12 protein-coding genes are annotated in these 14421 nt (G+C 74.7%); 9 read left to right on the forward strand and 3 right to left on the reverse strand.

What is annotated here, in order from left to right; translation table 11 throughout:
* The first annotated feature begins 3 nt into the window (after nucleotides 1–3).
* From AB0K07_RS06550 to AB0K07_RS06585, 8 genes are all read left to right on the forward strand, one after another.
* Nucleotides 4–570: a LemA family protein gene (locus AB0K07_RS06550; RefSeq protein ID WP_363751533.1), complete on the forward strand. Its 567-nt coding sequence runs from the start codon at nucleotides 4–6 to the stop codon at nucleotides 568–570.
* A 12-nt stretch (nucleotides 571–582) separates the two neighbouring features.
* Nucleotides 583–2442 carry a hypothetical protein gene (locus tag AB0K07_RS06555; protein ID WP_363751535.1) on the forward strand — a complete coding sequence of 620 codons (1860 nt, stop codon included), beginning with the start codon at nucleotides 583–585 and terminating at the stop codon, nucleotides 2440–2442.
* A 74-nt stretch (nucleotides 2443–2516) separates the two neighbouring features.
* Nucleotides 2517–4016, forward strand: a complete 1500-nt coding sequence (gene rimO, locus AB0K07_RS06560) for a 30S ribosomal protein S12 methylthiotransferase RimO (RefSeq protein WP_363751537.1) — start codon at nucleotides 2517–2519, stop codon at nucleotides 4014–4016.
* A 77-nt stretch (nucleotides 4017–4093) separates the two neighbouring features.
* Complete coding sequence (gene pgsA, locus AB0K07_RS06565; RefSeq protein WP_363751539.1) at nucleotides 4094–4684, forward strand: CDP-diacylglycerol--glycerol-3-phosphate 3-phosphatidyltransferase; 591 nt, start codon at nucleotides 4094–4096, stop codon at nucleotides 4682–4684.
* A 130-nt stretch (nucleotides 4685–4814) separates the two neighbouring features.
* On the forward strand, nucleotides 4815–5414 hold the full coding sequence (locus tag AB0K07_RS06570) for a CinA family protein (RefSeq protein WP_363751541.1): 600 nt from the start codon (nucleotides 4815–4817) through the stop codon (nucleotides 5412–5414).
* A gap of 152 nt (nucleotides 5415–5566) precedes the next feature.
* On the forward strand, nucleotides 5567–6025 hold the full coding sequence (locus tag AB0K07_RS06575; protein ID WP_363751542.1) for a helix-turn-helix transcriptional regulator: 459 nt from the start codon (nucleotides 5567–5569) through the stop codon (nucleotides 6023–6025).
* A gap of 199 nt (nucleotides 6026–6224) precedes the next feature.
* Entirely contained in the window at nucleotides 6225–7106 is an 882-nt protein-coding gene (locus tag AB0K07_RS06580) for a PspA/IM30 family protein (RefSeq protein ID WP_363751543.1), read from the forward strand.
* Nucleotides 7107–7129: 23 nt separating this feature from the next.
* Complete coding sequence (locus tag AB0K07_RS06585; protein WP_363751545.1) at nucleotides 7130–7915, forward strand: hypothetical protein; 786 nt, start codon at nucleotides 7130–7132, stop codon at nucleotides 7913–7915.
* Between the two features lie 41 nt (nucleotides 7916–7956).
* Here the strand turns inward: AB0K07_RS06585 and AB0K07_RS06590 are convergent, their stop codons facing one another.
* Together AB0K07_RS06590 and AB0K07_RS06595 are read right to left on the reverse strand one after the other, a co-directional pair.
* On the reverse strand, nucleotides 7957–11643 hold the full coding sequence (locus AB0K07_RS06590; protein ID WP_363751546.1) for a hypothetical protein: 3687 nt from the start codon (nucleotides 11641–11643) through the stop codon (nucleotides 7957–7959).
* Between the two features lie 169 nt (nucleotides 11644–11812).
* Entirely contained in the window at nucleotides 11813–12640 is an 828-nt protein-coding gene (locus tag AB0K07_RS06595) for a DNA-formamidopyrimidine glycosylase family protein (protein ID WP_363751548.1), read from the reverse strand.
* Nucleotides 12641–12749: 109 nt separating this feature from the next.
* Between AB0K07_RS06595 and AB0K07_RS06600 the strand changes: the two genes are divergently transcribed.
* Entirely contained in the window at nucleotides 12750–14015 is a 1266-nt protein-coding gene (locus AB0K07_RS06600) for a hypothetical protein (protein ID WP_363751550.1), read from the forward strand.
* Between the two features lie 7 nt (nucleotides 14016–14022).
* Here AB0K07_RS06600 and AB0K07_RS06605 read toward each other — a convergent pair whose 3' ends face one another.
* Nucleotides 14023–14283 (reverse strand): CPCC family cysteine-rich protein, encoded by a 261-nt coding sequence (locus AB0K07_RS06605; RefSeq protein ID WP_363751551.1) that lies wholly within the window; start codon nucleotides 14281–14283, stop codon nucleotides 14023–14025.
* Between the last annotated feature and the right edge of the window lie 138 nt (nucleotides 14284–14421).

Here is a 14421-nt window from a genome sequence, read left to right on the forward strand (position 1 = left end):
GCCATGGTCCTCGGGCTGGTGCTGGTAACTGTCCTGTTGGTGCTCCTCGTCGCCGTGCTGGTCGCCGCGATCGGCGGCTACAACCGGCTGATCCGGTTGCGCGCCCAGGTCCAGGCATCCTGGGCGCAGGTGGATGTCCAGCTCAAACGACGCCATTCGTTGATTCCCAACCTGGTGTCGACGGTGCAGGGCTACGCGGGGCACGAGCGGGCGACGCTGGAGGCGGTGACCGCCGCACGGGTCGCGGCGACAACGGTGCCGGGCGGTGGGCCACCACGTGTCGACGCCGAGGGCGCGCTGACCGAGGCGCTCGGTCGGCTGTTCGCCGTCGCGGAGGCGTACCCGCAGTTGAAGGCGAGTGACACCTTCGCCGAGCTGCAGCGCGAGTTGGCCGCCACCGAGGACAAGATCGCGTACGCGCGGCAGTTCTACAACGCCGCCGTCCAGTCGCTCAACACGGCCGTGCAGACGCTGCCCACCAACGTCATCGCCGGTCTGGCTGGCGTCCGTCCGGAGCCGTACTTCGAGGCGACCGGCGGCGAGCGCGCCGACGTCTCCGTCCGGTTCTAGCCTCCCGCCGCGATGAACGTTTCCCATCGGGTCATCGAGATCGGCCTGCCGGTGGCGGGTCTCGCCCTCTGGGCAGTGGTCTACGGGATCACCCGGCTGGCCAGCCGACCCTCCGCCGTGAATCCGGCTCCGGCCGCCATGGACCTTCCCGGCGCGGAGCCCCCGGCCGTGGTCAGCCTGCTCGTCAACCGGTGGCGGTACACGGTGGACGCCGCCGAATCCACGCTGCTCGACCTCGCCGCGCGCCACTACCTGGATCTGCGCCAGGCCGACCCGGATCCCCGCCACACCACCGTGCACCTGACCGGCCGCGCCACCGACGACCTCAACCGGTACGAGCGGCAGGTCTTCGACCGGGTGGCCGCCCGGGCGGTCGACGGGATGGTGCCGCTGACCGCACTGGGCTTCTCCGACGCCAACCGGTCCACAGCCTGGTCAAAACGGCTGCGCCGGGCCGTCGTGGCCGACGCCCAGCGGCGCGGGCTCTCCCGCAGGCGGTTCTCCCGCCCGGTGGTCATCCTGCTCACCGTGCTCGGTGCGGTCGTCGCCGCCGGGGTCGGTGTCGGCAGCTGGCACTACGTGACCCGCGTCGGCGAGGACACCTTCGGCAGCGTCGCCGCGTTCCTCGTCACCATGGCGGTGCTCGCCAGCCTCGCCGGCCGGGACCTGGGGGAGCGCGACACCCCCGCCGGCCGGGCCGCCGCTGCCCGCTGGCTCGGACTGCGCGCCTGGCTCGCCGGGCACGAGAGCTTCGCCGACCTGCCGCCCGCCGCCGTCACGGTCTGGGACCGCTACCTGCCGTACGGGGCCGCGCTCGGCGTCACCCGGGTGGCCTCGCAGGTGATCGACCTGGGCATGGCCGACCGTCGGCGACTCTGGTCGTCGTACGGGGGCCGGTGGCGGCAGGTCAGCGTCAGCTATCCGGGCGGGCTTCCCCGGTACGGCCAGCCGCTGGGCTGGATCGTCTTTCGGGCGCTCATCGCCGGCCTGCTGGGCGGGACGTTCGCCCGGGTGATCGGGGGGTCGCCGATCGCCTGGACGCGGTTCACCGACCTCGGCCCGGTCACGCTCGGCTTCGTGCTGCTCGGGCTCGCGCTGCTCGTCCTTGCCGGATACCTCCTGCTCCGGGCCGTGGTCGACCTGGCCGCCCCGACCACGGTCACCGGCGAGGTGCTCTGGCACCAGGTGTGGCAGCGCCAGACGTCCGACGACGGGCCGGGCCGCATCATCAACCGCTACCTCGTCATCGACGACGGTCACGCGGACCGGCTCCGCGCGTGGATCATCCCGGAGCAGATCGCGGGGGAGTGCCGGCTCGGTGACGTGGTCACCGCACGGGTCCGGCCGTGGACCCGGCGGGTGCTCGGTGTGACCGTCCATCGCGCCGCCCCCGAGCCGGCCGACGACGCCGCGTACGCCGATGACGACCTGCCGTCCGGCACCGCTCTGCCCGGCACCGCGACCCACGGCGCGGTCCAGCCGGAGCGCCTGCTCAGCGCCGCCGAGGTGGGCGCCGCGACCGGGCGTCGGGTGTCGCTGGTGCGACCGGCCGGGAGCGGCCAGGTGCGGGGCATGGCGTCGTTCGTCGACGGCAGCGGGACGACGGTCCTCGCGCTCCAGGTCACCCGCGGGATGATGGCCCGGTTCAACCTGACCGTCGGGCGGAGCACGGGCGTCCCGCTGCCCGGGGTGGGTGACGAGGCGTACGCCGGGCCCGACCGGGTGGTCGGCCGGCGGGGGGATCTCGTGCTGCTGCTGGTCCGGGGGCCGGGCGCCGGCGGGGTCGAGGCCGCCCAGCTCGGTGGACTGCTCGCCGCCGCCGTCTCCCGGCTTCCGAGCGAGCCCGCGCCACAGCACAGCGGCGCCGGCTGAGGGGGGCGTACGGCGCGGCTCCGGTGCGGCCAGCCCGCGTGCGCGGGCATCCCCGGCCGGCCCGGTACCCTCGGATGGTGTCTGCCACCTCCCCTAACCCCGCCGAGGGCCGTCGCGTCGCCCTGCTCACCCTGGGCTGTGCCCGCAACGAGGTCGACTCGGAGGAGCTGGCCGCCCGCCTGCACGCCGACGGCTGGCAGGTGACCACCGACGGTGAGGGCGCCGACGTGGTGGTCGTGAACACCTGCGGCTTCGTGGAGAAGGCCAAGCAGGACTCCATCCAGACCCTGCTCGCCGCCGCCGAGACCGGCGCGAAGGTGGTGGCCGCCGGCTGCATGGCCGAGCGGTACGGCCGGGAACTGGCCGACAGCCTGCCCGAGGCGCAGGCGGTGCTCAGCTTCGACGACTACCCGGACATCGCCGCCCGACTGGACGCGGTCGTCGCTGGCGAGCAGGTCACCGCGCACACCCCCCGCGACCGGCGGGAGCTGCTGCCGCTCACCCCGGTGAAGCGGCGCGACGCCGCGGTGTCGCTGCCCGGGCACGGCAGCCCGACCCGCACGGCCGTCGACACCGACGAGCACACCCCGGCGCACCTGCGCCAGGTGCTGCGCCGCCGGCTGGACACCGGCCCGGTCGCCTCGCTGAAGCTGGCCAGCGGCTGCGACCGCCGCTGCGCGTTCTGCGCCATCCCGGCCTTCCGTGGGGCGTTCGTCTCACGTACGCCAGACGAGCTGCTCGCCGAGGCGGAGTGGCTGGCCAAGTCCGGCGTACGGGAGCTGGTGCTGGTCAGCGAGAACTCCACCTCGTACGGCAAGGACCTGGGCGACCCCCGGGCGCTGGAGAAGCTGCTCCCGCAGCTCGCCGCGGTGACCGGCATCGTCCGGGTCCGGGTGAGTTACCTCCAGCCGGCCGAGACCCGGCCCGGGCTGGTCGAGGCGATCGCCGGCACCCCCGGGGTGGCCCCGTACTTCGACCTGTCGTTCCAGCACTCCAGCGAGCCGGTGCTGCGCCGGATGCGCCGGTTCGGCTCCACCGACCGGTTCCTGGAGCTGCTGGCGAGTGCCCGGGCGTTGGCCCCGGACGCGGGCGCCCGGAGCAACTTCATCGTCGGCTTCCCCGGCGAGACCCGTGCCGACGTCGATGAGCTGGTCCGCTTCCTGACCGAGGCCCGGCTCGACGCGATCGGCATGTTCGACTACAGCGACGAGGACGGCACCGAGGCCGTCGGCCTGCCCGGCAAGGTCTCCGCCGCGACCATCAAGCGGCGCTACGACCGGCTCAGCGCGCTCGCCGACGAGCTGTGCTCGCAGCGTGCCGAGGACCGGCTCGGCTCGACGGTCGAGGTGCTGGTCGACTCGATCGCCGACGGCGTGGTGGAGGGCCGGGCGGCGCACCAGGCGCCGGAGGTGGACGGCTCCACCACCCTGGTCGCCCCGGTCGAGGGCGGGGTCGATCTGGCCGCGCTGCGTCCGGGTGATCTGGTGCGGGCCAGGGTGACCGGCACCGAAGGCGTGGACCTGCTCGCCGTGCCGGATGAGATGATCTCGGCGGCGCCCGGCGCGGCACGGTGACGGCGGGCCCGAGCGGAGCGGGGGAGCCAGGTGGTGCGGTGTCGGGAACGCCACGGCGGCCCGAGCGGGGTGAGGCGGTGACCGGGGCGACCGAGTCGACGCCGGCCCGGGTGGTTCCCCGGGTGCCGGTGCTCAACGCCGCCAACGCGCTGACCGCGTTGCGGCTGGTGCTGGTGCCGGTCTTCGCGGCCTCGGTGATCATGTCCGGGATGAGCCACGCCGGCTGGCGGATGGCGGCCTGCCTGATCTTCGCGGTGGCCTCCGCGACCGACCTGGTGGACGGCTGGATCGCCCGCCGGTTCGGGCTGGTCACCTCCGTCGGCAAGGTGGCCGACCCGATCGCCGACAAGGCGCTCACCGGCGCCGCCCTGGTGCTGCTCTCCTGGTACGACCAACTGCCCTGGTGGGTGACCGCGCTGATCCTCGTCCGAGAGCTGGGCATCACCGGGCTGCGGTTCTGGGTGATCCGGCACGGCGTCATCGCGGCCAGCCGCGGCGGAAAGATCAAGACTGCGCTCCAGATCCTGGCCATCGCCTGGTACCTCTGGCCGATGCCGGCAGCCCTCGCCGCCGTGGGCCCGTGGATCATGGCCGCCGCCGTCCTGGTCACCGTCGCCACCGGCTTCGACTACATAGCCCAGGCCCTCCGCCTCCGCCGCCCCCGCTGATCCCACCCCCGGTGGCCCTACTCGGCTGATCATGAAGTTGCCGGAAGCGGCGTGTCGGGGCGACAGCTTCATGATCGACGCGATCGGGTCGGGGAGGGTTGGGTCGGGATGGGTAGGGAAGGACGGGTGCATGGAGCAGGATGAGGGTCGGGAGCGGGCGGTGGGTGGCCCGGAAGTCGGTAGTCCGGCGGCGGGCGTGGTGCACAGCCTGTCGCAGAGGCACGAGACCCTGGCCACCGTCGAGTCGCTCACCGGTGGGCTGCTCGCCGCCTCGATCGTGGAGATCGCCGGCGTCAGCGGGGTCTACCAGGGCGGGCTGGTGGTCTACGCCACCGAGCTGAAGGCCGAGCTGGCCGGCGTACCGGCGGAACTGCTGGCCGAGCGGGGGCCGGTGGACCCGGACGTGGCGGCCGCGCTCGCCGAGGGCGGCCGGCGGCGCTGCGGCGCCGACTGGGGGCTCGCCACCACCGGGGTCGCCGGTCCCGAACCGCAGGACGGCAAGCCGGTCGGTCTGGTCTACGTGGCGGTCGCCGGGCCGAAGGGCGGTGAGGTCCGCCAACTCGACCTGGACGGCGGCCGGGACCACGTCCGCTCGGCGGCGGTGACCGAGGCGCTGCGGCTGCTCGCCGAGCGGATCCGCGCGGCGGACGCCGAGGACGCGGAGGCCGAGGAGGCGGCCGGGACCGCCCGCGCGGCGGAGGCGGGTACGGCCGGGGCCGGGCGACGGTGAGCGGTCGCCGGCGAACCGACGGGCGGGGCGGGATGTCGCCCGGGCCCGCACCGGGTACGGTTGCGGGAAGGCTCCGGCGCTCGGGGTCGGCGCGGTCCGCCGCGACCGGCTGTGAGCCGCCGGGCGAGAGGTATCCCTCAGGGGGAGGTGCGATGGTCCTGCTACGCCGGGTGATCGGTGACGCACTGCGGGCGCGCCGGCAGGGGCAGCAGCGCACCCTGCGCGAGGTGTCCACCGCCGCCAACGTCAGCCTCGGTTACCTCTCCGAGATCGAGCGTGGGCACAAGGAGCCGTCCAGCGAGCTGCTCGCCGCGATCTGCGACGCGCTCGGCGCCCGCCTGTCCGAGCTGCTGCGCGAGGTCAGCGACACGGTGGCGCTGGCCGAGCAGATGCCCGGGGTGCTGGTCCCGATGCAGGACGAGTCGGCCGAGGCCGTGCCCGTCGGCGCCGCTCCCGCGGTGCGCAAGAACACCAACCGGGGCGTTCGCCAGGTCACCTCCGATGGCAAGGTCGCCGTCTCGGTCCGCCAGGAGTCGCCGCTCAAGGCGACGCTTCGCCGCACCCGGGTCCGCCCCACCGAGCGCGACCGGGACGTGGTCTGCGCCGCCTGAGCCCGTCCTTCCGGTTGACCATGGGCGAGCTGGCCCCGGCCGCGTAGGGTGGCCGGCAGGAGCTGCCGGTGCCGTCGACCGCCCGGTACGGATGCCTCACTGGCCTTCGGCTGGGACGATGGAGACCGGCCGGGTCGTGGTCGGCCGGTCCATCCGGCGGGCCGCGGTGGAGCGACGCTACTGAGGGGATACGGCGGAAATGGCGAACCCGTTCGTCAAGGGCTGGAACTACCTGATGGCGCTCTTCGGTGCCAAGATCGACGAGCACGCCGATCCGAAGGTGCAGATCCAGCAGGCCATCGAGGATGCCCAGCGGCAGCACCAGGGGCTGGTGCAGCAGGCTGCCGCGGTGATCGGCAACCAGCGTCAGCTGGAGATGAAGCTGTCCCGGCAGATGTCCGAGGTCGAGCGGTTGCAGGGCAACGCCCGGCAGGCCCTGGTGCTCGCCGACCAGGCCCGGGCCAAGGGTGACGAGGCCGAGGCCGGGCGGTTCGAGCAGTCCGCGCAGACCCTGGCGACCCAGCTGGTCTCCGCCGAGCAGGCCACCGAGGACCTGAAGACCCTGCACGACCAGGCGCTGGGCGCCGCCGCGCAGGCCCGCCGGGCGGTGGAGAACAACTCGATGATCCTCCAGCAGAAGCTCGCCGAGCGCACCAAGCTGCTCAGCCAGCTGGAGCAGGCCAAGATGCAGGAGACGGTGGCCCGCTCGCTGGAGTCGATGTCGTCGCTGACCGCACCCGGCACCACCCCGTCCCTGGACGAGGTGCGCGACCGCATCGAGCGGCGGTACGCCAACGCGATGGGTCGCGCGGAGCTGGCCGGCAACTCGGTCGAGGGCCGGATGCTGGAGATCCAGAAGGCGACCATCGACTCGGCCGGCTCGGCCCGGCTGGAGCAGATCCGGTCCAGCATGGCCGGGGAGCAGCTCGGCGGCGCGGCGCAGCGGCCGGCCGTGCCGCAGGGCGAGACGACCGGCGTGGCCGCCCCGGCCAGCGACCCGGCCGCCGCGGCCCGGCTGGACGAGCTTAGGGCCAGCATGGCCCGCGAACGGGGCACCGGCGACCCGACCGCCGCCGGCTGAACGAACGGTCCGAGGAGGTCAGGGTGGCAGACGAGCGGACGCGGTACTTCCGTCGGCTGGGCCGGCTGCGCCGGTCCGCCCGGCGGTGGAGCGTGCTGGCCGGTGGGCTCGGCGGCGCCGCTGCGGTGCTGACCCCGTACGCCGGCCTCGGTCTGCCCGACGCTGCTTGGGCGGGCGCCGCGGGCGGTGCGGTGGCGCTCGCCGCCTGGCGCTGGGTCGACCTGCGCGCGCTGGCCGCCCGGCCGGCGCCCCCGGCGCTGGACCCGGCGGAGGCCGCGGCCCGGTCGCGGGCCCGGCTGGTGGCCGCGGTCGAGCGGCTGCCGGTTGGCCCGGGGGTGCTGGCCGAGGTACGCCGGGTCCGCACCCGGGTCGCGCTTCGCGGCACCAGTGCGGGGCAGCCGTGGGCCCGACTCGACCGGGCGGCGCTCACCCTGGCCGGGATGGCCCCCCGGTTGACCGGGCTGGCCGAGCCGGCGGTGCTGGAGGCAGCCGCCGCCGACCACTCGCTACGTGACCTGGCCGGTCGGGTGGCCAGCGTCGAACGGGCGCTGCGGCTGGCTCCGACCGACGCCCGGGCGCCGCTGGCCCAGGCGCACGGCGCGTTGACCTCCCAACTGGAGAGCGGGGTGGCGGCCTACGAACGGCTGGTGGTCGCCGCTGCCGGCTACCTGGCCGAGGACGCCCACCCGGAGACCGCCCACCCGGCCGCCGCCCGGCTCACCGAGGCGACCGACCTGCTGCACGGCGTGGCGTCGGCGCTGGCCGAGCTGCGCGCGGTCGGCACCCCGTTGCGGGCACCCACCCGCTGAGCACGCCCCTCCCCTGATCCGGCACGGCCCGGGCCGTGCGGTCACGGCGGGGTGGTGACCTGGATCGCGTCGGTGTACGGCGAGCTGCCCACGACGTTGAACGACCGGATCCGGTAGTGGTAGGTCACACCTCGGGCGAGCCCGGTGTTGGTGAAGCCGCGACCGGTCACCGTGAAGGTGGCCACCTCCCGGCCGAAGGTCGGGTCCAGCGCCCGCTGCACGATGAACCCGGCCCCCGGGCCGGCCGGTGTGCTCGCCGCCCAGCCCAGGATCACCGTCGCGGTGTCCGGCCCCGGCGCGCTGGCGGTGACACTCACCCCGCTCGGCGTGACCGGCGCGGGTGGGGTGCTCACCGCGGCCACCGTCGACCAGGCCGACGCGGCGCCCAGGTAGGTGGTCCGGACCCGGTAGTAGTACGTGGTGTTGGGGGCGACCGCGACGTCCAGGTGGTTGTCACCGACCCCGATCGCGGTGGTGCCCGGGCCGCTGGTGAAGGTCGGGTTGGTGGCCCGCTGGACGTCGATGCCGGTGGCGAAGGAGCGGTTCGTCCAGCGCAGCGCCACCCGCAACGGCGCGGCCGGCGGGATCGCCGCGGCCAGCGCGCTCGGGGCGGCCAGGTGCACCGACGCGGGCACGCTGTTCGACCAGGACGAGTAGCTGACGGCGTTCTCCGCCCGGATTCGGTAGTGGTAGGTGACCCCGGGAGTGACCGTCGCGTCGGTGTAGCGGGTGGCGGTGGCAGCGACGGTGATGGTGGTGACCTCGCCGGCGAAGGTCGAGTCGGTCGCCCGGTGCAGCAGGTGGCTGGTGGCCGGCGGTAGGCCACCGTTGCCGGTCCAGGCCAGCGCGATCGCCGGCAGCGCGGTGGCCGAGCCGGGCACCGGGGTGGCGGTCAGCCCGGTCGGTGCCTTCGGCGCCACCCGCAGCACCAACGGCCGGCTCATCCCCAGGTCGCGGTGGCCGGCGAGCTGGCTGTGCCAGCGGTACTCCCAGCCGAGATTGACCAGTTGGTTCACCACCAGCGCCTGTCGCCCGTCGGCCGGGCTGACCGGGGTCGAGCCGGTCCGGGTGCCGGCCGGGCGGCCCGGGTCGAGCAGTCGGACGCTGTCGCCCAGCTTGAACGGCAGCGTCGGGGCGACCGGGCGTAGCGCCACCACCACGTCCTCCCGGGGGTTGACCCGGACGATCTCCTTCCAGCCCAGCTCGGCGCCGTGCGGGGGCCGCAGCGTCCCGTCCCAGCCAACCCGGTTGATCAGCTGCACGTCGCAGCCGCCGAAGCGCAGCGGCTCGGTCTGCCGCACGTTGCCGCTGATCCGCCAGACTTGCGTCCCGTCGGTCGGCGCGCCGACCGGCACGGCCGGATCGGTGGCGAAGAGCACCTCGGTGGCCGGGTCGGTCGGGCCGAGCGGCAGGGTCGCCGGGGTGAGCGGCCCGGCGTGCGGGTGCCCGACGCCGAGCCGACCGGCCAGCCGGCCGTGGTCGGGCGAGAAGACCTGCTGCGCGGCCTTCACCGCGACGGGCAGCGTGACCGGTCCGGCGACGCCCGCCGGGGTGAAGGTGACCGTGGCGGCGTGCACCGGCACGGTCGTCTCCCGCGCGGTCCGGGTGCCGAACGACGCGTCGTACGCCGGTTGCGGCACGATCGGTGGCCGCTGGCAGGCCGCGTACGCGAGGGGCAGCCGGCGGCGCAGCCGCGCCAGGTCGTACGGCGGCGCCGCCACTCCGGTCACCCGGAACTGGAGCAGCGTACGGGTGTTCGGGCCGTACCCCGGCTCGGTCGGCGGCGGGCCGCCCTCGGCGGTCCGGTCCGGCGCGTCGGTGTGCTGGTCGTAGCGCGGGTCGAAGCCGGGCAGCGGGGCCGGGGCGTCGTTGTACAGGATCAGGGTGCTGCCCGGCGGTACGGCGGAGAAGTCGACGAGCACGTCGGCCCGCTCGCCGGGGGCGAGCAGCAGCGTGTGCCCGTCGACGTTCAGCACGGTCGGGTCGAGGCGGTCGTAGCGGTAGCCGATCGGCCGGTTCGGCGACACCACCGGGGCGGGGAGCAACCCGGCCTCGTTGCCGATCTGGATGAACGCCGGTCCGGCGGCGCGCGGGTCCGGCACGCCGCCGTCGCGCCCGTCGGTCGGCCAGTCCGCCGGCCGGCCGGCGGCCCGCACGGCGGGCACCATCGGCACCTCGCCGGCGTCGGCGTCGGCCAGGCCGCCGTCGTCGGTCCACATCGGGGAGTCCGAGCAGGCCCGGTAGAGCTGGAGGTTGAGACTGCGGTCCAGGCAGGCGTTGAGGACCCGGAACCGGTACGTGCGCGCCTCCACGTCCAGGTACGGGTAGGCGACGCCGTTGACCAGCGGGGTGTCCCCGTACACCTCGGGCACCGCGGACGGGTGCGGCGTGCCAGGGGTCAGCGGTGGCTCGTCCGGCGCGCCGACCGGGTCGTGATGCGGGTTCGGCACCGGGCCGGGCCCGGTCAGCGGCGGCCCGCCGGTGACTCCGTCCGCCGTCGGCCAGGCGTCCACCGCGGGCCAGCTGTCGCCACGGGTGCCGTCCGGGGCCGCGTTGCGCGACCAGGGGCCGTAGTCCCACCGGCCGGTCGGGTTGCGCCCGCCGGACCGGTACGGGTTCTGCCGGGGCTGGTAGACGTGTGGATGCCAGAGGCTGCCCCGGGCACCCCAGCGTTCCCGGTCCCAGGTCGGGTCCTCGGCGGCGAGCTGGGTGTCGTCCGGCACGAACGTCTTGTCCTCGATCACCAGCGGCAACTGGTCGGCCGGCAGCACCCCGTCCGCGACGAGCTGGTCCTCGGCCGGGTCGGTGAGCAGGTAGAGCGCGAGCTGTCCGCCGTAGACGGTGAGCCGGGCCAGGCCGAGGGTGTTGTCGTGGAACCACATCAGCCGGCCGCTCTGCTCGTTCGGGTAGTAGAGCGTGGTGGCGCCGGCCCCGGGCGGCGGCATGTCCGGCACGTGGGTCAGGCCGGTCCCGGTCGGGTACGGGGTGATCTCCCCAGCCGGGGTGATCCACTGCCCCGGGTTGCCGGCGCTCGTCCAGCCGGTCTGCGCCCCGGCCAGGTGCAGCACCGCCCGGTTCTGCGGGTACGGCGCCGGGCCGTCCAGCGGGCCGGTGCCGGCCCCCTCGACCGTGTCGTCGACCGGCAGGAACAATTCGCCGGCCCGGCCGGTGGGGAGCTGGTTGATGAACTTCACCCGGACCGGCCGGCCCCGGCGTGCGCGGATCATCGGGCCGAGGTGCCAGGGCCGCTCCGGCGGCGCCACCGTGTTGTGGCCCGACGCGTCGGTGCCCAGGTTCAGTTGCCGGTAGCCGCGCAGCCGGCTGGCCGGCAGGTCCCGGTGCAGCCGTTGGGCGTACTCCTGCAGGCCGATCTCGTAGTAGTCGCAGCCCGGATAGCTGATCGTGTCCGGCACCGCCACCGGCAGGTACCCGCCGAGGCCGCTGCGGCCCAGCTGGCCCGGGGTGGGCAGCGGGTCGACGAACTTGCGCAGCCCGGTGCCCGGCACCACCCGGCCGTCCGGGTCGCGTGCCGGGCGGGGGCTGTGCGCGAAGTTCGGCACCGGGCCGAAGCGGTGGGGCAGGACGGCCGGGTCGAGGCTGGGCGCCGGGGCGGCCTCCTCGGCCGTCCGCGCGGCCGGCACGGACGCCACCCGCCCGTTGGCGCTGCCGTTGCTCTCGCGGGCGGTCCGCTCGAACCAGGTGGAGCGGAGTCTGCGGAAAATCGCCATGGCTCTCCCCGGGGTCGGGGCACGAGGGTCGCCACCCCGGCGTGGCGACCTGGTCGGGCCCGGCACTCTGACGATCGGTGAGCACTCAACCGCAGCATGCGACTCCGACGGCCGGTTAGGAATTACCCAATCGTCCGTATCTGGGATGACCTCGGTCCGCAGGGGGCGGTCAGGCGGGCGGTGGGGTCCCCGGAAGCTCCGGTTGGCAGACCGGGCACCAGTAGGTGACCCGTTCGCCCAGCTCCTGCTTGCGGATCGCGGTGCCGCAGCGGCGGCAGGGCTGGGCGCGGCGGCCGTACACGTAGCTGGTCTGCCCCCGGTGCAGCGAGCCGGTGGTGCTCTGCGTCCAGCGGCCCCGGTTGGCGGCGAGCAGCCGCTGCGCCAGCGCCACGGTGCCCGCCAGGTCGGGCACGGCGCCCACCGGCGTCCAGGGCGACACCCCGCGCAGGAAGAGCAGCTCGCACTTGTAGAGGTTGCCCACCCCGGCCAGGTTGCGCTGGTCGAGCAGCGCTTCACCGATGGTCTGCTCCGGGTGGGCGGCGAGCCGGCGGACCGCCTCGGCCGGGTCCCAGTCCGGGCCGAGCAGGTCGGGGCCGAGGTGGCCGACCAGGCCGTCCTCCTCGGCGGTGGGCACCAGGGCCAGCTCGTGCAGGTGGTAGCCGACCGCGACCGCGCCGGGGCTGCGCAGCACCACCCGGATCAGGTGCGCCGGCCGACCGCTCCAGCGTTCGCCCGGCGCGTACGCCCGCCAGGCGCCGTCCATCCGCAGGTGCGAGTGCAGCGTCCACCGCGCCCCGTCCAGCCCAGGCCCGTCGGGCGGGGCGGTGAGGCGGAGCAGCAGGTGCTTGCCCCGACTGGCCGACTCGCGGACGGTCCAACCGGTGAGGTCGGTGGCGGCCAGCTGCGGCACCCGGAAGTCACTGCCGGTGAGGCGCGCGCCAGCCAGCGCGCGGTGCAGCACGCGCGCGGTGTTCCAGACGGTGTCGCCTTCGGGCACCTCGCCATCCTCCCTCGTTCGAGCAAGATTCGCATGTGTCGCCATTTGTACTCAGGTTCCTCCTGATCTCCCGACATGCGAGGGTCGGTAAGTTCTGAGGAGAATGCCCATGTCACGACCTCGTTGTCGTACTCGCTCCGTCGTCCTCGCTTCCACCCTGGTCCTCGCGCTCACCGCCGCGCTCGTGCCGGCCACCAGCCCCGTCCCGACCACCCCCGCCGCCGGCCACACGTTGACCCTCACCGCCGCCGGTGCGGGCGGCGAACGGTGGAACGCCGACCTGTCCGTCGTCGACCGGGACGACGTCAACGTCCGGCGCAGCGCCGCCGGGCTCCGCCTGCGCGAGGCCCGGGCCGCCGGGCACAGCCCGCGCAGCCCGCACAGCGCGGTCGCCGAGGGGATGCTGCTGACCGCTCCGCGCACCCTGATCCGACCCGCCACCCGGGTCCGCGCCGAGATCACCGCCGACGTCCCCTCCGGTGCCACGGTGGAGGCGCAGGTCCGCGGCTGGCGGGCCAGCGGTTGGACCGAATGGCGGGCCGCCACCGCCGGTGCCGTCTTCGACCGGCCGGTCAGCCGGGTGCAGACCCGGGTGGTGCTCACCGCGCCGGCCGGTGGGGCCACCGCGACGGTACGCGGCGTCCAACTCGCCGCCGACGCGACCGCCGCCGTCTCCGCCGCCACGCCCGGCCTCACCTACCGGGTGTACGCCACCCGGATCGGGCTGGTCGGCGAGGTCACCGCCAACGGCCGTACGGTGCAGCCGCGGGACCACTTCGCCGCGCTGCCGTCGCGCCGGGGGCTGGCCCCGCTCAACAGCGGCGACTACACCGTGCGGGTCTGCACCACCACCGGCTCCCGCTGCGAGTACGCCCCGGTCTGGGACGTCGGGCCGTGGAACACCCGCGACGACTACTGGAACCCGTCCGCCGTGCGGGAGAACTGGAAGAACCTGCCGCAGGGGCGACCCGAGGCGCAGGCCGCGTACCAGTCCGGCTACAACGGTGGGCGGGACCAGTTCGGGCGTACGGTGCTCAACCCGGCCGGCATCGACCTGGCCGACGGCACCTTCTGGGACGGCCTGCAACTGACCACCAACGCCTGGGTGGACGTGGCCTACCTGTGGACCGGTGGCGGGCCGCGCGGGGTGGTCGGCGACGGACCGCTCAACATCCGTACCGGGCCCAGCACGTCGTACCCGGCCCGTGGCCTCGCCGCCCGGTTCGCCAACGTGCCGATCCAGTGTTACGTGACCGGCCAGTCGGTGGCCGGCCCGTACCGCACCACCACCCGCTGGAACCGCCTGGCCACCGGGCAGTACGTCAGCCACGCGTACATCTCCGCGGTGTACGGCGGCTCCGTGCCGGTCTGCTGACCCGAGCTCAACCCCGGCGGGCGCCGTCAGGGCGCTCGTCGGGGCGGGCCGGGCGCACCATGTCCTGGTAGCGAGGGTGGCTGGCCCCGTAGACCGCGTAGTTGAGTCGGGCGTGCGAGAGGCTCAGGTCGCCGTTGAGGCCACCCCGGACCGCGTCGGCGTCGACGTCGGACTGACCATCGTCGGTCCAGAAGCAGACCGGGCAGGTCCCGCCGCCGGTCCGGGAGGCGCAGCAGGGACAGGCCACGGGAACTACGTGTTCACCCACCGGGGAAGCATTCCACAGTCGAATATCAGCCCGCGACCCGCAGGAGGTCGCCCGGGACCACCCCTAGCAGGTCCATCCCTCGACACACGGTCGACCGGCCGGTGGCGGATATGGGACATCGCACTGGCCGACCGGCCA

The sequence above is a fragment of the Micromonospora sp. NPDC049301 genome, from assembly GCF_040678715.1.
GTDB lineage: Bacteria > Actinomycetota > Actinomycetes > Mycobacteriales > Micromonosporaceae > Micromonospora.

What these genes read in the sequence shown, in the direction of transcription:
- AB0K07_RS06550 (WP_363751533.1), top strand. Translation starts at nt 4, where the DNA reads ATGGTCCTCGGGCTGGTGCTGGTAACTGTCCTGTTGGTGCTCCTCGTC.
- AB0K07_RS06555 (WP_363751535.1), top strand. Translation starts at nt 583, where the DNA reads ATGAACGTTTCCCATCGGGTCATCGAGATCGGCCTGCCGGTGGCGGGT.
- rimO (WP_363751537.1), top strand. Translation starts at nt 2,517, where the DNA reads ATGGTGTCTGCCACCTCCCCTAACCCCGCCGAGGGCCGTCGCGTCGCC.
- AB0K07_RS06570 (WP_363751541.1), top strand. Translation starts at nt 4,815, where the DNA reads ATGGAGCAGGATGAGGGTCGGGAGCGGGCGGTGGGTGGCCCGGAAGTC.
- AB0K07_RS06575 (WP_363751542.1), top strand. Translation starts at nt 5,567, where the DNA reads ATGGTCCTGCTACGCCGGGTGATCGGTGACGCACTGCGGGCGCGCCGG.
- AB0K07_RS06580 (WP_363751543.1), top strand. Translation starts at nt 6,225, where the DNA reads ATGGCGAACCCGTTCGTCAAGGGCTGGAACTACCTGATGGCGCTCTTC.
- AB0K07_RS06590 (WP_363751546.1), bottom strand. Translation starts at nt 11,643, where the DNA reads ATGGCGATTTTCCGCAGACTCCGCTCCACCTGGTTCGAGCGGACCGCC.
- AB0K07_RS06600 (WP_363751550.1), top strand. Translation starts at nt 12,750, where the DNA reads ATGTCACGACCTCGTTGTCGTACTCGCTCCGTCGTCCTCGCTTCCACC.